The 18,520-nt window shown below is 51.2% G+C and carries 12 protein-coding genes; 11 read left to right on the top strand and 1 reads right to left on the bottom strand.

Going from position 1 to position 18,520, the window contains the following annotated elements:
• Positions 1-192: 192 nt before the first annotated feature.
• The 9 genes from fis (at position 193) to BEN74_RS18335 (ending at position 13,168) form a co-directional block, all read left to right on the top strand.
• Positions 193-462 (top strand): DNA-binding transcriptional regulator Fis, encoded by a 270-nt coding sequence (gene fis, locus BEN74_RS18375; RefSeq protein ID WP_001086304.1) that lies wholly within the window; start codon positions 193-195, stop codon positions 460-462.
• Positions 463-557: 95 nt separating this feature from the next.
• Positions 558-2,132: a bifunctional phosphoribosylaminoimidazolecarboxamide formyltransferase/IMP cyclohydrolase gene (purH, locus tag BEN74_RS18370; RefSeq protein ID WP_068910906.1), complete on the top strand. Its 1,575-nt coding sequence runs from the start codon at positions 558-560 to the stop codon at positions 2,130-2,132.
• A 139-nt stretch (positions 2,133-2,271) separates the two neighbouring features.
• Positions 2,272-3,555 (top strand): phosphoribosylamine--glycine ligase, encoded by a 1,284-nt coding sequence (gene purD, locus BEN74_RS18365; protein ID WP_068910905.1) that lies wholly within the window; start codon positions 2,272-2,274, stop codon positions 3,553-3,555.
• A gap of 404 nt (positions 3,556-3,959) precedes the next feature.
• On the top strand, positions 3,960-4,583 hold the full coding sequence (locus BEN74_RS18360; RefSeq protein ID WP_068910846.1) for a hypothetical protein: 624 nt from the start codon (positions 3,960-3,962) through the stop codon (positions 4,581-4,583).
• Between the two features lie 159 nt (positions 4,584-4,742).
• The gene (gene dnaE, locus BEN74_RS18355) at positions 4,743-8,315 is read left to right on the top strand and encodes a DNA polymerase III subunit alpha (RefSeq protein WP_068910845.1); all 3,573 of its coding nucleotides are present in this window, start codon (positions 4,743-4,745) and stop codon (positions 8,313-8,315) included.
• Positions 8,316-8,372: 57 nt separating this feature from the next.
• Positions 8,373-9,215 carry an RNA methyltransferase gene (locus BEN74_RS18350; RefSeq protein WP_068910844.1) on the top strand — a complete coding sequence of 281 codons (843 nt, stop codon included), beginning with the start codon at positions 8,373-8,375 and terminating at the stop codon, positions 9,213-9,215.
• Positions 9,208-10,017 carry a serine O-acetyltransferase gene (cysE, locus tag BEN74_RS18345; RefSeq protein WP_068910843.1) on the top strand — a complete coding sequence of 270 codons (810 nt, stop codon included), beginning with the start codon at positions 9,208-9,210 and terminating at the stop codon, positions 10,015-10,017. Before BEN74_RS18350 ends, cysE begins: the two co-directional genes overlap by 8 nt.
• 118 nt (positions 10,018-10,135) lie before the next feature.
• Positions 10,136-11,047 (top strand): ABUW_2363 family tetratricopeptide repeat lipoprotein, encoded by a 912-nt coding sequence (locus BEN74_RS18340; protein WP_068910842.1) that lies wholly within the window; start codon positions 10,136-10,138, stop codon positions 11,045-11,047.
• A 117-nt stretch (positions 11,048-11,164) separates the two neighbouring features.
• Complete coding sequence (locus BEN74_RS18335; RefSeq protein WP_068910841.1) at positions 11,165-13,168, top strand: esterase/lipase family protein; 2,004 nt, start codon at positions 11,165-11,167, stop codon at positions 13,166-13,168.
• A gap of 41 nt (positions 13,169-13,209) precedes the next feature.
• Here BEN74_RS18335 and BEN74_RS18330 read toward each other — a convergent pair whose 3' ends face one another.
• Positions 13,210-13,980, bottom strand: coding sequence for a TenA family transcriptional regulator (locus tag BEN74_RS18330; RefSeq protein ID WP_068910840.1), 771 nt, complete (start codon positions 13,978-13,980; stop codon positions 13,210-13,212).
• A 327-nt stretch (positions 13,981-14,307) separates the two neighbouring features.
• Here BEN74_RS18330 and BEN74_RS18325 point away from each other — a divergent pair, with 327 nt between their 5' ends.
• On the top strand, positions 14,308-15,528 hold the full coding sequence (locus tag BEN74_RS18325) for a GGDEF domain-containing protein (protein ID WP_068910839.1): 1,221 nt from the start codon (positions 14,308-14,310) through the stop codon (positions 15,526-15,528).
• Positions 15,529-15,795: 267 nt separating this feature from the next.
• On the top strand, positions 15,796-18,414 hold the full coding sequence (gene mutS / locus BEN74_RS18320; RefSeq protein ID WP_068910838.1) for a DNA mismatch repair protein MutS: 2,619 nt from the start codon (positions 15,796-15,798) through the stop codon (positions 18,412-18,414).
• Positions 18,415-18,520: the final 106 nt, after the last annotated feature.

Raw genomic sequence — 18,520 nt, 5'->3', positions numbered from 1 at the left:
GTAACAAATATTAATCTATTGTTACGCTTAAATTCTGATCAATTTCCTGAGTTGTGGCAAGCTAAGCTAAATTGTAATGTACGCGTTTTAGAACTCTAGTTTTAGGATCTAAGACAGAGTTCATTGAATTTTTAGACCACTTTTATATATCACTTTACCCAAGTGATACCTGATTTTTTCGGATTAATTCGCATGAATAGCAAATCTCCTATTTTTACTGCACAATCTGATGTCGCTCTGCGTATTCACGTAGACCGCGCAGTTCGTCATTACTTTGCACAGCTGCAAGGCGAACAGCCTTCTCAGGTATATGACATGGTGCTGGCAGAAATGGAGAAACCTCTTTTATCTGTAGTTCTGGAATATACGCGCGGCAATCAGACACGCGCTGCCGAGATCCTCGGACTCAACCGCGGGACTTTACGTAAAAAGTTGAAAGCTCACGGTTTAATGAGTGAATAAATGATAAAATGCTTGCGGCTTCCGCAGGCATTTTTTTTAACCTGAATTTTGCCTATTTTTGTTTTAATCTGCACTTGAAGACTGTGACGAAGATCATGACTATTAAACGCGCTTTAATCTCTGTTTCTGACAAGACCGGTATTGTTGAATTTGCACAAAACCTTGCTGCTCTTGGGGTAGAAATTTTATCTACTGGCGGTACATACAAATTGTTGAAAGACAATAATGTCGCCGTAGTTGAAGTTTCAGAGCATACAGGTTTCCCAGAGATGATGGACGGCCGTGTAAAAACTCTGCATCCAAAAATCCATGGCGGCATTCTGGCGCGTCGCGGCCTGGACGAAGCGGTAATGGCTGAACACAACATCGACGCAATCGACCTTGTTGTTGTCAACCTCTACCCTTTTGCGGCGACTGTCGCCAAGCCGAACTGCTCGCTTGCTGACGCGATTGAAAATATCGACATCGGCGGCCCGACTATGGTTCGCGCTGCGGCGAAAAACCATGCCTCTGTCGGCATTGTGGTGAATGCGTCTGACTATGCAGCGGTAGTGGCGGAGCTTAAAGCCGATGGCGCTTTATCTCAGGCAACACGCTTTGACCTGGCGGTTAAAGCCTTTGAGCATACAGCACAGTACGATGGCATGATTGCTTCTTACCTGGGCGCCCGCGTAGGCAAAGAGGAAGGCCAGGCAGACAAGTTTGCACGCACCTTCAATACACAGCTGAATAAAGCGCAAGATCTCCGTTACGGTGAAAACCCGCATCAGTCTGCTGCTTTCTATGTTGAAAGCACCGCTTCTGAAGCGTCTGTTTCTACAGCGAAGCAGCTGCAGGGCAAAGAGCTTTCCTATAACAACATTGCAGATACAGACGCAGCGCTGGAATGCGTAAAGTCATTCGCCAAGCCGGCATGTGTCATAGTAAAACACGCAAATCCATGCGGCGTTGCTGTATCTCTAGATGGTATCAAAGCGGCTTACGATCTTGCTTATGCAACTGACCCTGAATCCGCTTTCGGCGGCATCATTGCATTCAACCGCGAATTGGACACTGCGACTGCGCAAGCCATTGTAGACCGTCAATTTGTTGAAGTGATCATTGCGCCGAGCATCGCTGACGGCGTGCTGGAAATTACCGGCGCGAAGAAAAACGTCCGCGTGCTGGTTTGCGGCGAATTGCCGAAAATTGATGAGCGCGCGCCGCAGCTTGACTACAAGCGCGTAAACGGCGGCTTATTGGTTCAAGACCAGGACTTAGGCATGATCACGAAAGATGATCTGAAAGTCGTGACAAAAATTGCGCCGACTGAAGCTGAAATTGATGATTTGATCTTTGCTTGGAAAGTTGCGAAATACGTGAAGTCTAATGCAATTGTTTATGCGAAAGGCCGTCAAACCATTGGCGTAGGCGCAGGCCAAATGAGCCGCGTCAACTCCGCGCGCATTGCAGCCATCAAAGCTGAACATGCCGGCCTAGTCGTTGAAGGCGCAGTCATGGCATCTGATGCATTCTTCCCGTTCCGCGACGGCATTGATAACGCTGCTAAAGCCGGCATCAAATGCATCATCCAGCCAGGCGGCTCTATGCGCGACGAAGAAACAATTGCAGCGGCTGATGAACACGGCATTGCAATGGTGTTCACTGGCATGCGCCACTTCCGTCACTAAGTGATTGGATGTTCATGTAATGACTGTAATTACAATGTCATCTGCATTTAGACAAATAGATTTCTAATCTTGCATAAAGTCCTCTCCTATTTTTAGGTTGAGGACTTTATGTCATTTTCGATTCATGGAGTATGAACCGATGAATATTTTAGTTTTGGGTAATGGCGGCCGTGAACATGCGCTTGCATGGAAAATCGCGCAAGACGATAAAGTAGCGAAAGTATTTGTTGCGCCGGGCAATGCCGGCACCGCAACAGAAAACAAATGCGAAAATGTGAATTTAAGCATTTTAGACAATGCCGCGATTATCGAGTTTGCCAAAAGCAATGCGGTTGATTTAATTATCGTTGGCCCTGAAGCGCCGCTGGTCAATGGCGTGGTTGATGCCTGCCGTGAAGCTGGCGTTAAAGTGTGGGGCCCAACCCAATTCGCTGCGCAGCTGGAAGGCTCTAAAGCATTCGCCAAGCATTTCTTAAAGCGCCACAATATTCCAACAGCATTCTATGACGTATTTACCGAAGTAGATGCAGCCAAAGCATTTGTTGAAAAAAATGGCGCGCCGATTGTAATCAAAGCTGACGGCCTGGCTGCCGGAAAAGGCGTCATTGTCGCCATGACCAATCAAGAAGCCTTTGATGCGATTGATGACATGCTGGCCGGCAACAAATTCGGCGATGCCGGTTCCCGCGTTGTAATTGAAGAATTCCTTGCCGGCGAAGAAGCATCGTTCATCTGCATGATTGATGGCGGCAACATCCTGCCGATGGCTACTTCGCAAGACCACAAGCGCATCTTTGAAGGCGACCAAGGCCCGAACACCGGCGGCATGGGCGCTTACTCTCCTGCGCCTGTCGTGACTGCTGAAGTGTTTGAGCGCGTGATGAAAGAAGTAATGCGCCCAACGGTTGACGGCATGAAAGCGGATGGCCATGTCTACACAGGCTTCCTGTATGCAGGCTTGATGATTGATGACGAAGGTCAGCCAAAAGTTATCGAATTCAACTGCCGCTTTGGTGACCCTGAAACCCAGCCAATCATGATGCGCTTAAAGTCATCATTGGTGGATTTGGTTGAGGCAGGCATCGCAGGCAACCTTCCTGCTGAAGCTGAATGGGATGAGCGCAAAACCGTCGGCATCGTTCTTGCTTCTAAGGGCTACCCTGAAACTTCAAGCAAAGATGACGTGATTTCTGGTCTATACACCGAAATGACGGATGCGAAAGTGTTCCATGCCGGCACTGCAGTTAATGCCAATGGCGAGATTGTGACTGCCGGCGGCCGCGTGCTTTGCGTAACCGCGTTGGGCGACAGCATTGGCGAGGCGCAAGCTAAAGCGTTGGAGCTGTGCCAGAAAGTGACTTTTGACGGCGTTCAATACCGCAAAGACATCGGCTACCGCGCAATTGCGCGTGAAAATGCTTAATTGCTAAAAACCGTGTAAAAAGCCTGCTCAATGCAGTAATGCCAGTCAGTTAAGCATTTTTAATCCTCCCCAACCCTCCTTTTTCAAAGGAGGGAGCGTCTCGAAGTTCAATACCGTATTGAATTAAAGGGAGTTCCCCCTCTTTTTCCTTGCGCCATATATGGCTCAGGGTTAGGGGAGATTTATCAATCTGTAATAATGAAATTACGCTTAACTGATCAGCCGTACAGGCTTTTTACTGCATACTTTTTAAAAATATAAATAAATTATAGACTTAAAATATTCATCATGCGCTTTCCAGCAGCCCGGCAGAAAAATTCCCGCCTTTAGAAATCTGCTGCGCAATGGCTTTTTTATCAGCCTGAAATTCATATAATGGCTTTTTAAAACCATAAAATTTCATCATGCTTAGAAAAACACTCCTGCTAGCCGCAAGCCATGGCCTATTCCTCACAGCCGCCAGCGCGCAGCCAAATTACATCAGCAGCATAAAGCTGAACAGCATTGAACTTGCATCCCCTGTTGCAGCCCATCAGCTCCGCCAAGTTTTGGGCGCACTGCCAGCAAAAGCCCAGCAGCAATACGCAGGCTGCACAGGCAACTATGAATATAGCGCGCAAACTGCTAAAAAAGCTTTAAAATTTGAAGTCTTTACTGAAGACAACCCGCAAGTGAAATCCGAATCCATCTATAAGCAAAGCCATAGCTTTCAGCAACTCGGCGCAATCAAAGGCCGGGTCTGGCTCAGCATGAATTTCAGCAAAAATCCGCAGGAGCAAATCAGTCTTGACGGGAAAAAGCTTAGCCTGCCCTATTCTTTGGCTCAGTTTCAAAAAGATTTTCCGCAAAGCGCGCAAGGCTTGAAGCCCAATGGCAAGGGAACGGTGCTGATCATCCTGCCGGCAGAGCTGAAAAACTACAGGCAGCAGCCGGCAGATTTTGAAGCGCCATACGCCGCCCATCTAGCATTTCAGTTTGAAAACGGCAGGCTGCAGAAACTGGAGATTAATCAAAATATTGCATGCTAAGCCGAATAAGCAACGCCAGCGCCAGCCGGCAGCACACCGGCCTGAACTGCGCAGAAAAACCGCTCAAGCTTATAAAACTTCGCCAAATCATTTGAATATGGCGCAAGATTGGCGCCAAGCCATGGTAAACTAGCAGGCGTTTTAAGCAGGGACTCATTTATGCACTTTGTACATCTTGGTATTTATACAGAATTTTCGATCACTGAGTCGATAGTACGAATACCTGATCTAGTAAAAGCTGCAGCAAATGATGAAATGCCTGCATTGGCGCTGACAGATTTATCCAATCTGCATGCTGCCGTAAAATTTTATCAAAAGTGCCTAGGCAAAGGCATTAAGCCGATATTCGGCTCAACCATCCGCCTCAATGATGCAGAGCACAGAGCCACCCTGCTGGCCATGAGCAAAAAAGGCTGGCGCAGCCTGACTGAACTGGTTTCAGAAGGCTTCATCAGCGGCCAGCAGCTGGACATTCCCTGCGTTCAAAAAGACTGGGTTTTAAATCAGCACGAAGATCTGATTGTGCTGCTGGGCCAGCACAGCGATGTCGGCAAAATGCTGCTGACCTCAAATCCGCAGAAAGCTGAACCGCTGCTGCAGGAATGGATCGGGAAATTCGGCAACCGCGTTTACCTTGCGCTTACGCGCACCGGCCGCCCCGGCGAAGAAGCCTTTATTCAGGAAGCGGTCAAGCTGGCTGCCAAATACAATATTGGCGTGGTTGCGCATAATGATGTGCACTTTGTCAACCGCGAAGACTTTGAAGCGCATGAAGCGCGGGTCTGCATTGCCGACGGCTATGTGCTGGGCGATGACCGCCGTCCGAAAAATTACAGCCCCGAACAGTATTTTAAAACCGCTGCCGAAATGACGGAGCTGTTTCAGGACATTCCATCCGCGGTTGAAAACACTTTCCATATCGCAAAGCGCTGCAACGTTTCGCTGCGCCTGGGCTTCCATGACCTGCCGGACTATCCGATTCCTGAAGGCCATACCATTGACACCTACTTTGAGCATTTGTCTCAAGTCGGCCTTGAAGAGCGCCTGAATTTCCTTTACCCGCCTGAACAGCGTGGCGATGACTGGCCGGAAATCCGCAAGCCTTATGATGAGCGCCTGGCGTTTGAAGTCAAAATCATCCTGAATATGGGCTTCCCAGGCTACTTCCTGATCGTTATGGACTTCATTCAATGGTCTAAAAACAACGGCGTGCCGGTTGGCCCGGGACGCGGTTCGGGCGCAGGCTCGCTGGTCGCCTACAGCCTGAAAATTACCGATCTGGACCCGCTGCGCTACGACCTGCTGTTCGAACGCTTCCTGAACCCGGAACGCGTTTCCATGCCCGACTTTGACGTCGACTTCTGCATTGCCGGCCGTGACCGCGTAATTGACTATGTCGCGCGCACCTACGGCCATGATGCAGTCTCCCAGATTGCAACCTTCGGCACCATGGCGGCCAAAGGCGCAATCCGCGATGTAGCGCGGGTTCTGGGCAAATCCTATGGCTTGGCTGACCGCATTTCCAAGATGATTCCGACCAAGCCTTTAGGGCTTAGCCTGGAAGAATCGATAGAAGCCGAACCGCAGCTGAAAGATATCGTCACCAATCCGTCCAACCCGGACAATGACGACGCCGCCGAGATCTGGGAAATGGCGCTGAAGCTGGAAGGCATTACCCGCAACACCGGCAAGCACGCCGGCGGCGTGGTGATCGCGCCGACCAAGCTGACCGACTATTCGGCAGTGCTGTGCGATGCCGACGGGACTGGCCGGGTCGCGCAGTTCGATAAAGATGACGTCGAAGCCGCCGGCTTGGTGAAATTCGACTTCTTGGGCCTGCGCAACTTAACCGTCATTGAAGATGCGATTAAGCACATCAATGAGCGCCAGGATATCACCAGCCCTGTCGATATCACCTATATTCCGCTGGATGACCCGAAAGCCTATTCCATTTTTGCTGAAGCCAACACCACTGCGGTATTCCAGTTTGAATCCGTCGGCATGAAAAAAATGCTGAAAGAGGCGCGCCCAAGCAAATTTGAAGAAATTATCGCCTTCGTGTCGCTGTACCGCCCGGGCCCGATGGACCTGATTCCGGACTTCATTTTCCGGATGCACGGCGGCGAGTTTGAATACCTGCATCCGCTGCTGGAAAAAGTGCTGGAACCGACCTACGGCATTATGGTGTATCAGGAACAGGTAATGCAGGCCGCGCAGTTCTGCGCAGGCTACTCGCTGGGCGGCGCCGATTTGCTCCGCCGCGCCATGGGCAAGAAAAAGCCTGAAGAAATGGTCAAGCAGCGCCAGATCTTTATTGAAGGCGCGGCCCAAAAAGATATTGATACCGATACCGCAAACCATATCTTCGACTATATGGAAAAATTTGCCGGCTACGGCTTCAACAAATCGCACGCGGCCGCTTATGCCTTGGTGGCCTATCAGACTGCATGGCTGAAAGCGCATTACCCTGCAGAATTCATGTCTGCGGTAATGACATCGGAAATGCAGAATACCGACAACGTGGTGTTCATCATTGACGACTGCCGCGGCAACGGCCTGGAAGTGCTGCCGCCGTCGGTCAATATGTCGCTGTACAACTTCCATGCCAGCGACGCGAAAACCATTGTCTATGGCCTGGGCGCAATTAAAGGCGTAGGCGAAGCCGCCATGCAGTCGGTGATTGATTCGCGCATCAATGAAGGCCCTTACCGCGACTTATTCGACTTCTGCCACCGCATTGATTTAAAGAAAATCAACAAGCGCACGCTGGAAGCGCTGATCCGCGCCGGCGCATTGGACTGCTTAGGCATTGAACGCTCCAGCCTGATGGCGCAGCTGCCGGAAGCGGTGCAGGCGGCCGATCAGGCGCGCAGCAACCGTGAAACCGGCATCATGGATCTATTTGGCGAAGTGGAAGAGGTGCAGCGCAAGCCAGCCAAGCCGGTGAAGCCGTGGTCAGATGAAGTCCGCCTGAAAGGTGAAAAAGATACGCTTGGCCTATATTTGACCGGCCACCCGATTGATGTCTACCGTCCGGAACTGAAATCCTTTATTTCACAGCGCATTAATGAGCTGACCCCAACCCGGCGCGGCGTGACCACTGTCTTTGCCGGCCTTGTGGTGGATGTCGCCAACTTTCCGAACCGCATGATGGTCACGCTGGATGACGGCACCGCGCGCATTGAAGTTTCCGCCAATCATGAGCGCTTCCAGCGCTTTAAAGACATCATCCAGACCGAAAAAGTCGTGGTGATTGAAGGCGAAATTTATGAGCGCGAAGGCTTTGACCGCCCGATGGGCCGCTTAAGCAAAGCCTTCAGCCTGAATGAAATCCGCCAGAAGCGCGCCAACAGCATTCAGATTAAGCTCAGCCCTGAACACATGAGCAAAACCCTGACCAAAGACCTGCAGAATATTTTAGCGCCTTACTGCAATGTCGATATGTGCAGCCATATTCCAGTGCAAATTAAGCTGGATTTCGCCTATGCCTCGGCCGAACTGCACTGCGGCGCCGACTGGAATATCGCCCCGCTGGATGAAGCGCTGAGCAAGCTGCGCGACTACTTCGGCAAGGAAGCGCTGCATATTGAATATCAGGTCAAATCCAAAGCTACCAAAGCGGTCAGCTATGAGCAGGCGCAGCCAGCCAGCGTCCCGCCTCCGCCGCCGGATATGAGCATGGACGATGCGATGGATCTGTATCAGGCGGAATCGGCCAGCCAGTATTCTTAACTGCAGAACGCCCGATCTTAAAACGCTTAACTTTAAATATTTAAATTTGGAACAATCATGAGTCAAATTGACAATGCTGCTGTTTCAGCGCATCTCTCCCATGTGCGTATTGTCATGGTCAATACCACCCTGCCGGCCAACATCGGCAGCGCGCTGCGCGCCATGAAAACCATGGGCTTGGCCAAGCTGGTGCTGGTCGCGCCTAAAACTTACCCGCATCCGGATATTGACGCGCTGGCGGCCGGCGCTGCCGACCTGATTGAGCAGATTGAAATTGCAGAAACGCTGGAAGACGCGATTAAAGACTGCCATATTATATTCGGCACCAGCGCCCGCAGCCGCACCATTCCCTGGCCTTTGCTGGACGCGCGCCCGGCTGCGGAACTGTCGCTGAAAGCGGTCACGCAGCAACAGCAGGAAGTTGCAGTAGTTTTCGGCCGTGAAGACCGCGGCTTGACCAATGAAGAACTGGCGCTGGCCAATTACCATGTCACAATTCCAGTCAACAGCGATTACGGCGTGCTGAATGTCGCGCAGGCCATTCAGGTGATCTGCTATGAAATGCGCATGGCGGCGATGAATTGTGTTGAGCAGCCGGCAGACCCGGAAGCGCAAATGCATGTGGCCGAAGGCATTGACATGCAGTGGGATGAGCCTTTGGTGACCCATGAGCAAATGGAGCAATTCTACCCGCATATCGAAAAAATGCTGGCGGAAATTGAATTTATGGACCCGAAAAATCCAAGATTATTGCCTTTGCGCTTGCGCCGCCTTTTTGGACGTATACAATTAGACCGTATGGAATATCATTTGCTCCGCGGCATCTTCAGCCGCGTGCAGGCATTGAACAACGGCACATGGAAAAAATCTACCGATCAAGGGAATCAATCTGATGCTTAAGCAGCTCAAAGAAGATATACAGGCTGTCTTCGCGCGCGATCCCGCCGCACGGAACACGCTCGAAGTCCTAACGACTTATCCCGGCATTCACGCACTGATCATGCACCGCATGGCGCATGAGTTATGGAAAAAAGAGTGTAAAGGCTCAGCGCGCCTGCTGTCTTCTTTCAGCCGCTTTGCCACAGGCATTGAGATTCATCCCGGCGCTAAAATCGGCCGCCGTTTCTTTATTGACCACGGCATGGGCGTGGTGATTGGCGAAACCGCAGAAATCGGCGACGATGTGACGCTGTACCACGGCGTAACCCTTGGCGGAACGACATGGAATAAAGGCAAGCGCCACCCGACACTGGAAGATGGCGTAGTGGTCGGCGCCGGCGCTAAAATCCTCGGCCCGTTTACTGTCGGCAAAAACGCTAAAGTCGGCTCCAATGCCGTGGTGACCAAAGCCGTGCCGCCGGATACCACCGCAGTCGGCAACCCGGCGCGCTTTATTACCAAAAACAAGCCTAAAGATGAAGCTGAATCCCAGCTGCGCGATTATGCGGAAAGCATCGGCTTCCAGCCTTATGCCGCGACGCAGGATCAGTCCGACCCGATTCTGGAAGGCATGCGCGTTTTGCTGGACCGCATTCAGCACAACGAAAAGCGCATGAATACGCTTTGCCAGCGCCTGTCCCTGCTTGATCCGAGCTTCAAGAAGCAGCAGCTGAATGAACAGCCTTTCAGCGCTGAAGAGCTGAAAATCATTGAAGAAGTCCGGCGCGAGTGTGAAGCGCAGAGCAATCAATCAAAAGCCTGACACTTGCCTTGAATAATCGCCAACAGCGCGCCTGCCGGCTTGCATGTTTGCCAGAGTTTTTTTAGACTGGCAGGCATGCATGTTTTAAGTTTTAAAATAAATCAAATGGAAGACCACTATGACGCTTAAGCCCTTGGCAGCTGCTTGTATTGCTTTAACCCTCGCCGCTTGCGGCAGCATCCCGACTAAGAACAATAATCCTCAGGATGCAATGGTATTTGCCGAACCGGAATTAACGCCGCCATTTTATGCCTTGAACCCGTTCAATTACGATGCGCCGCCTCCATTTGAAATTGACCTGCAGAAAGCAGCTGCTCAGCCGGTGACTAAAATGGTGGTGAACCGCGCAGATGACCCGTCAAAAAAGCTGACTTTGGATGTTAACCGCTTAATCATTCCTACCGTTAACAGCAAAGCGCGCTCCATCAAATACGCTGTGCTGGCCGGCGACAATGAAATTGACATCACTGAAATTGATGATTTCCTGCAGCTGGTGGAAGGCAAAGCGCGCCACTACCCGCCGCGCTTTGTGCAGCGCAATGAGCGCAAGGGCTTTGAAGCCAAGCTGAAAGAAGTCACGCAGCAGCTGGATACTCTAGCTTCCAAGGACAATGCATCATTTGATGTGCTGATCCGCGCATTCAAAGCCAGCGTTATGGCTCGCAATTTGGACTTAGGCTCAGTCTATACCACCAAGTCTTTAAACTACGCGCAGCGCATCCTGAAAATCAACAAGGATGATGCCGAAGCCAACTTCTGGTTCGGTTTTGGCCTGTCTGAAGGCGGCGGCCAGCGTGAAGCGATTCCATACCTGGATAAAGCGATGAAAGCCGGCGTTCAGGAAGCGTACCTTTCCGCAGCCAACAACTACATTGCCATGGAGCAGAAGAAAAGCGCAATTAACGTGCTGAAAAACTATAAAGTCAAATATCCGCAGGAAGGCGCAGTTGCAGACCGCCTGATTCAGGAAATTGAAAAGCAGGGGCGCTGGAACGTATGGCAGGTTTTGAACCCGCCGAAAGCATCTTAAGCCCGCAGTTACAAAAATAGGCCATTTTACTGGCCTATTTTTTATTTGAAGCGAATTGAAAAAGCTGAGGATTGCCGTATGATTTAAAAATTTGAACCTTTTCCTTGCGATAAATCCATGCAGCACAAAACCAATAAATTACTGCTCGCCGGACTGTTCAGCACCCTGCTGCTCGGCGGATGCCAAGTGGTCAGCGTCAAGAATCAGTCTTTGAATGTCACCATCGCCAACGAACGCGACAGCATCCTGTCCCGCAGCAAATTGAGCGAAGCCAGCCTGAATGTTCTAGCCATGACTGGGCGCGAAGCAAAGACATGCACGGAAGACCCTGAAAAATGCGTGGATGAGCTGAAGCAGATTCCGCAAATTCAGGATGAACAGCGCCTTTCGGCCGCCAGCGAACTGTATCTGGCCAAAGCCATTGCGCTGGAAAACTCCGCGGAATGCAAAACCAGCATTCTGACCAAGCACACATCCGAAGAGCATCAGAAAGTCCAGAAAGACAAATACAATAAATGCCTGGATCAGCAGCTTTATATGCTGGATAAAAGCATCCGCTATAGCTACGCCTATATGTTTAAAACCAAGCGCGGGCCGCAAGACCGGATCTTTGACAACCGCCAGGTGCAAATCCGCGACTTCTATAATCAGGGCATCGCCAAACTGGTCAGCAGCTATTCGGCGCGCTTCCAGCCGACTGAAGTGGCCCGCCAGATTACGGCCGGGCAAAGCACCTACAGCATTGACTACAGCCATTATCCTGAGCTGAAAGGCCGGAAAATTGAACAGCTGATGTCCACCTACAGCCTGAACTTTTCAGGCCTGCGCTCAATTACCCGGCGCGACGGTTTTGGTTCAGAGTTTTTGGTGGTGCTGCCGGATGAAGCGCCGAAGTCCGGCGGCAAAGCAAAATACATTGTCGATCCCGCCGCCTATAAATATCCGCAGGGCCTGAACCCGAACATCCATCAGGCGCGCTATTTGGCCGCAACGCTGACCGCTGAGCCGGAATCCGCCAGTTCGGTCGATGAAATCCTGAACCATTCCGCTTTTCAAATTAAAGCCTATGACCCTTATAAATATGAACAGCTGACGGTCGGCGGCAAGGAATACCCCTTGGCCGCCAACTTTTCTGCACCTTACGGCCTGTGGCTGGCGCAGAATAATCTGGGCAAGTCCGCTTACCTTTCCCTGATTGACCGTGACGAACAGCTGACCATGCCGCACCTGTACATGCTGGAGCCTTACAATCCCAATAAAAAAGTGATTGTGCTGGTTCATGGCTTGGCCAGCAGCCCGGAAGCCTGGGTCCGCCTAACCAACGACATTATGGGCGATGCGGTGCTGCGTGAGCATTATCAGGTTTGGCAGGTCTTCTACTCCACCAATATGCCGATTATGGAAAGCCGCTTTCAAATCCACACCATTTTGACGCAGGCCTTTGGCCAAGTGAAAAACAGCACGCCCGCAAAAAATGATGCGGTTCTAATTGGCCACAGCATGGGTGGCATTATTGCCCGCCTGCTGGTCAGCAATGCTGACACCACGCCGCAGGCGCTGAAAATGATGAATTCGCGCCAGCTGAACCGCTATAAAGGCGTTGCGGTGGTGAAGCAGCGCCTTGTAATGAAAGATGTGCCGAATTTCAGCCGCGCAATTTTCCTGGCTGCCCCGCACCGCGGCACAGAGTTTGCTGACCGCTGGTTCACCAAGGCAGCGCGCAAAATCATCAAGCTGCCGGGCGCTTTCCTTTCCGCCGTGGCGGATGTGCTGACGCAGGAAGAAGACTTAAAAGACCTGTTTAAAGAAATTGATCTGGGGCTGATTCAGAATGGGCCAAGCGACTTAAGCCACCGCTCCAAATTCATTGCCCTGACTGAAGACATTCAGCCGAAAAAAGGCATGAAATATCACTCCATTATTGGCAATGCGACCGGCAGCGATGACCCGGATATCATTTCAGATGATATTGTGCCCTACAAAAGCGCGCACTTAGACGGCGCTATTTCTGAAAAAATCTTAAAAGGCGGGCATTCGATTCAGGAAACACCGGAAGCGGTGCTGGAGCTGCGCCGGATTTTAAGGCTGCACCTGATGGACTTAGGCCTGTATAAGCCCTAAGCGCCCCGGCAGAGCGCATAAAACCAGGCAGCTGGCCGGCTTTATGCGCTGCGCAGCTTCTGCAGCGAATCCAGCTGCACGCGGTAGCAGTCATCCAGCGCCAGCTCATAATAGGCCAGCCCTTCTTTCACTGCCTGAAAAGCCTGCTGCTGCAGCTGCGGATTGTCGTCACTCAGGCGCTTGATCAGCTCCATGGCTTCATAGGGATGCAGGTCATCATAATGCGCATGCGCTCTAAGCCAGGCGATTGTGCGCTTATTAATGGAAACTTCAGCATGATGGGTATAAGCATGAATGCCGGCATAAACCTTGCTGCTCCAGTCGCCTGTTGCCCATTCAATGGCTAAATTGGTTGCAGCCAGGCTTTCGACCAGATTGCCGCGCGTGTTCACATTCCAAAGGTAATGGTTTACGGCATTCATCGGCGCCGGCGGATGCACCTGATCCAGCTCTTCCGCTGTAATGCCAAAGCCGCCGGCCCAGTCCCTGTACCAGCTGAGATGGCGCTCTTCCACTTTAATGTTCTGAATCAGCCAATCCCGCGCTTCAGACACGCCTGCTTCGGAAAAATTTGTGGCTTTAGCAAGCGCCAGCCCCATAAAGGCAGGAAAACGCGCCACCAGAGGATAAAAATTCAGCAGCGCATAGCGGAAGCTTTCTATGCTCAGCCGCCCGCCCGCCATATCCATAAAAAAAGGATGCCCGCTGATTCGGTCTTTAAAAGGCGTCAGCTCATCCCAGAACCGCTGCGACCATGCATTATGCGGCGTAATTTTCAGTAAATCCTTTTCATGCCGAGAGGCTGCCGTCATTTTCCCGCTCCATATCATAATTTTGATACAATTATTTACTGATCATAATCAAACTGGCCATTTAAACAAGCGAATTTTCTTAATCTTCAGACCAATGATTATTCAATCTGCCTATCGCTATCCTGCTGTTTCATATTCAGAAATGCATATTGCATCAATCACGTAATTTATCTTCCGGCCCTAAAAAATAGCCATCCTCCCCCCTTGTGGAGCATAGAATCTTTTGTTAATACTATGTAACAGGCAACTGCTCCCGCAAGCAGCGCAGGTGCTTTCAGTTAACAATACGCATGATTTTAAAATAATACCCGAATTTGGCCACCGCATATGAAGTTAGAAGGTTCAAAGCTGTTAAGCCGCAGCGAAATTCAAGCCTTAATTTCCAAGGGGCTGAATTATGTGTATTTTCCAGGAAAGCTTGAAGCGATCTACAAACAGCAGTACCAAAATGAAGCCGCTTTGGAGTTCCGCTACCGCGCGCCAATCATTTTCATGCTGTATGCCTTTTTAAGCTACGGCATTTATCAGATTATTCCTACGCATGAAAAGGCCTATCAGTGGTTTTCCCTGTATGCCTGGGTCGGCATCATTGTTCTGGCCGCCTGGCTGCTTTCCCTGTTCAAGAAGCTGAACCGTTTTTTTGATTTCTATACCTGTATCGGCTCTACGGCTGCCGTCGCGATTTCCTTTATTATCATTACGGTAATGGGCAACAATAATGACGCGCTGTTCCACGCTGCCATGATGTATGCCGTGATTATTATTTACGGCTTTGTCGGCATGCGGTTTTATACCGCCTTAATTGCCGGCTGGACTGGCGGCCTGATTGCCATTGCTGTAACCAAGCTTTTAAATTATCCCATCGACTGGACTTTCCTCAACCGCACCTATACCTTCAGCAGCTTTCTGGGCATGGCTTTGGCCTATGCGATTGACCGCCAGCACCGGGAAAACTATCTGCAGAATTGCATTATTGAGCTGAACCAGCTGGAGATGAGCAAGCAGTCAGAGCAGCTGGAACTGCTGTCCCAGCTGGATTCACTGACCGGACTGGCAAACCGCCGGCACCTATCTGAAGTAATGGATCAGCAGTGGCGCATTGCCCTGCGCTATCAAATGCCGGTCAGCATCCTGATGGTCGATATTGACTTCTTCAAGGAATATAACGACCACTTGGGGCATCTGGCAGGAGACCTCTGCCTGCAGAAAATTGCGCATGAACTGAAAAATTTAACTTCAAGAAGCAATGACTTAGCAGCCCGCTATGGCGGCGAGGAGTTTTTGCTTCTATTCCCAATGCTGAATGAAGGCCAAATTGAGCTGCTGGCCAAAAAACTGATGCAGCGCATACTGCATTTGGCCCTGCCTCATCCTGCAAGCCCGATATCTCCGGCAGTGACGGTCAGCATTGGCGCTGCCACCATCATTCCTCAGGGATCCGATCCTGACGCTATTTCAGCTTTCATTCAGCGCGCGGACAAGGCGCTGTACCATGCAAAATCCAATGGCCGCAATCAGTACTGCATCTCTAAAAAAGAGGCGGCCTAATGCGCCAAGGCCATTTTCATTCTGCGGCTGCCGGCATTTTCCGCAATCCGGCAGCCGAATTCAGATAGCATTTCTCTCTAATTTCTTATTTTGCTAGACTGGCGTTTTTCTTTGGGCATTTCCGCAATCCGCATTTTGCTTCACCGGCTTCACCCGCTGGACGCAGCCATCTTTTATCAAGGACTGCAGTTCAGCCGGGCAGCAAAAGCGCGCCAAAAGAAAGCACCCGATTTTTGATGATTTATAGAAACTAAGGACTATTTTTCAATGACAAGTTCTGATCTTATCGCTGATCTGTCTACTTTAACCCCCATGATGCAGCAGTACATGAGCGTTAAAATGCAGCATCAGCATTCACTTATGTTTTACCGCATGGGTGATTTTTATGAACTGTTTTTTGAAGATGCGCATAAAGCCGCCAAGCTGCTCGGCATTACCCTTACGCACCGCGGCAAGGCCAATGGCGAACCGATTCCGATGGCCGGCGTGCCTTACCATGCGGCTGAAGGATATTTGGCCCGCCTGGTTAAAAAAGGCGAAACGGTGGTCATCTGCGAGCAGATTGGTGAAGTGACCGGCAAAGCGCCTGTAGAGCGCGGCGTGGTGCGGATTATTACCCCGGGCACCTTGACCGATGACGCCCTGCTGACCGCGCACCAAAGCTCGAATTTAGTCGCGCTATGCATTCAGCAGGATCAGATCGGCATTGCGCTGCTGGACCTGAGCGCCGGCATCTTCAAAGTCCAGCAGCAGAAGTTCCAGCCTGAACAGCTGTCAATTGAACTGTCGCGGCTGATGCCCAGCGAAATCATCCTGGATGAAGACATTATCGATCCGAATATTATTGAACAGATCAAGCAGCAGCTGGACTGCCCAATCACCAAGCGCCCGAATGTCGACTTCAATTTAAACAATGCGCAGAAAACCCTGTGTGACCAGTTTGCTGTTGCGACCCTGTCAGGTTTCGGCATCGACCATCTGCCTTTGGCCAAAGCGGCCGCTGCGGCCCTAATCCATTACGGCAAGGAAACCCAGAAAACCGCCCTGCCGCATATCCGCTCCATTCAGCTGGAGCAAAGCTCTGACTTTATTGCCTTAGACCCGGTGACCCGGCGCAATTTAGAATTGATTGAGCCGCTGTTTGAACACGGCACATCGCTGTTCCAGCTCATTAATGACTGCCAGACCGCAATGGGCGGGCGCCTGCTGCGCAGAACGCTGATGCAGCCCCTGCGCGATACCGCCATTCTGGATGGGCGCCTGGATGCAGCCGAAGCGCTGCTGCAGGGCTATCATGAAGCGCCTGTGCGCCTGGTGCTTAAGGAAATCAGCGATATTGAGCGCGTGCTGAGCCGCGTTGCCTTAGGCAGCGCGCGCCCGCGCGACCTTGTGCAGCTGCGCCAGGCCTGCGCGCAGATTCCGTATTTGCGCCATGCCTTAAAGCCGATCATTGACGCCAAGCAGTCGCTGCTGCTGATGCACTTGAATGAGGAACTGGGCGATTTCCACGGCCTGCATCAGCGCCTCATGTCCGCGATTGTCGAGCATCCGCCGGTGCTGCTGCGTGACGGCAATGTGATTGCCGAAGGCTTTGACGATGAGCTGGATGAGCTGCGCAAGATCCGCGATCATGCCGGGCAGTTCCTGATTGATCTGGAAATCAAAGAGCGTGAGCTGTCAGGCATTTCCACCTTGAAAATCGGCTATAACCGGGTCAGCGGCTACTATATTGAACTGACCCGCGCTCAGGCTGATCAGGCGCCGGAACGCTATATCCGCCGCCAAACGCTGAAAAATGCCGAGCGCTACATTACTCCGGAATTAAAAGCCTTTGAAGACAAAGTGCTGTCCAGCGAATCCCGCGCTTTGGCGCGCGAAAAAATGCTGTTTGAAATGCTGCTGGATGAGCTGCGCCAGGACATCGGCAATCTGCAGATGATGAGTAGCGCGATTGCGCAAGTGGACTTAGCCGCCAACTTTGCCCATCAGGCGCGCTTAAACAATTGGGCGCGCCCGGAGTTCGGCCCTGAAATTGGCGTGAAAATTAAAGCCGGCCGCCATCCTGTGGTAGAATCGCTGAGCAAAGCCGCATTTACGCCGAATGACACCACGCTGGACTTCAGCCGGCGCATGGCGATTATTACCGGCCCGAACATGGGTGGCAAATCAACCTTCATGCGCCAAACTGCGCTGATTGCGCTATTGGCTTACTGCGGCAGCTATGTGCCGGCAGAATCCGCTGTCTTAGGCCCTATTGACCGGATCTTCACCCGCATTGGCTCTGCGGATGACTTATCCACCGGCAAATCCACCTTTATGGTGGAAATGACTGAAACTTCGCAGATTCTGCATCATGCAAGCAACCAGTCTTTGGTGCTGATGGATGAAGTCGGGCGCGGCACCAGCACCTATGACGGCCTGTCGCTGGCCTGGGCCTGCGTGCTGGATCTGACCAAGCGCATTAAATGCCTCTGCCTGTTCGCCACGCACTATTTTGAACTGACTGAATTAGGCAAAGAAGCCGGCATTGACAACTACCATGTCACCGCAAAGGAATTAAACGGCAATTTAATTCTGCTGCATAAAGTGCAGCATGGCCCTGCCAGCCAGAGCCATGGCCTGCAGGTGGCAAAACTGGCCGGCATTCCCGCGGGTGTCATTAAGGAAGCGCAGAACCGCTTGCGCATTTTGGAAAAACAGCAGCAGGCCAGCCAAGCTGTCCAGAATGACCTGTTTGCCCCAAGCGATGCGCCGGAAATAATCGAGCGCATTATTGAGGTTGAAAAAGACGCTCCTGCCTTAGCCCTTCTGCAAGAACTGGATGTTGACAGCCTGACTCCGAGAGAAGCGCTGCAGAAGCTGTATATGCTGAAAGACAGCCTCTGAATGACCTGGAAAAAAACTCTCAATTGAGAGTTTTTTTCATTTATAAGTGTTTTTGATGGATATGGATGCTTTTTATCAAATTTAACAGCCCTATCTATATCAAATA

Source organism: Acinetobacter sp. WCHAc010034 (assembly GCF_001696615.3).
GTDB lineage: Bacteria > Pseudomonadota > Gammaproteobacteria > Pseudomonadales > Moraxellaceae > Acinetobacter.
Note: the sequence above shows the minus strand (reverse complement) of the source record. Positions and strands in the feature narration are given on the sequence as shown.

Coding starts and splice junctions, on each gene's coding strand:
- BEN74_RS18360 (WP_068910846.1), top strand. CDS start 3,960: ATGCTTAGAAAAACACTCCTGCTAGCCGCAAGCCATGGCCTATTCCTC.
- BEN74_RS18335 (WP_068910841.1), top strand. CDS start 11,165: ATGCAGCACAAAACCAATAAATTACTGCTCGCCGGACTGTTCAGCACC.
- mutS (WP_068910838.1), top strand. CDS start 15,796: ATGACAAGTTCTGATCTTATCGCTGATCTGTCTACTTTAACCCCCATG.
- BEN74_RS18330 (WP_068910840.1), bottom strand. CDS start 13,980: ATGACGGCAGCCTCTCGGCATGAAAAGGATTTACTGAAAATTACGCCG.
- cysE (WP_068910843.1), top strand. CDS start 9,208: ATGCTTAAGCAGCTCAAAGAAGATATACAGGCTGTCTTCGCGCGCGAT.
- BEN74_RS18325 (WP_068910839.1), top strand. CDS start 14,308: ATGAAGTTAGAAGGTTCAAAGCTGTTAAGCCGCAGCGAAATTCAAGCC.
- dnaE (WP_068910845.1), top strand. CDS start 4,743: ATGCACTTTGTACATCTTGGTATTTATACAGAATTTTCGATCACTGAG.
- purD (WP_068910905.1), top strand. CDS start 2,272: ATGAATATTTTAGTTTTGGGTAATGGCGGCCGTGAACATGCGCTTGCA.
- fis (WP_001086304.1), top strand. CDS start 193: ATGAATAGCAAATCTCCTATTTTTACTGCACAATCTGATGTCGCTCTG.
- BEN74_RS18340 (WP_068910842.1), top strand. CDS start 10,136: ATGACGCTTAAGCCCTTGGCAGCTGCTTGTATTGCTTTAACCCTCGCC.
- purH (WP_068910906.1), top strand. CDS start 558: ATGACTATTAAACGCGCTTTAATCTCTGTTTCTGACAAGACCGGTATT.
- BEN74_RS18350 (WP_068910844.1), top strand. CDS start 8,373: ATGAGTCAAATTGACAATGCTGCTGTTTCAGCGCATCTCTCCCATGTG.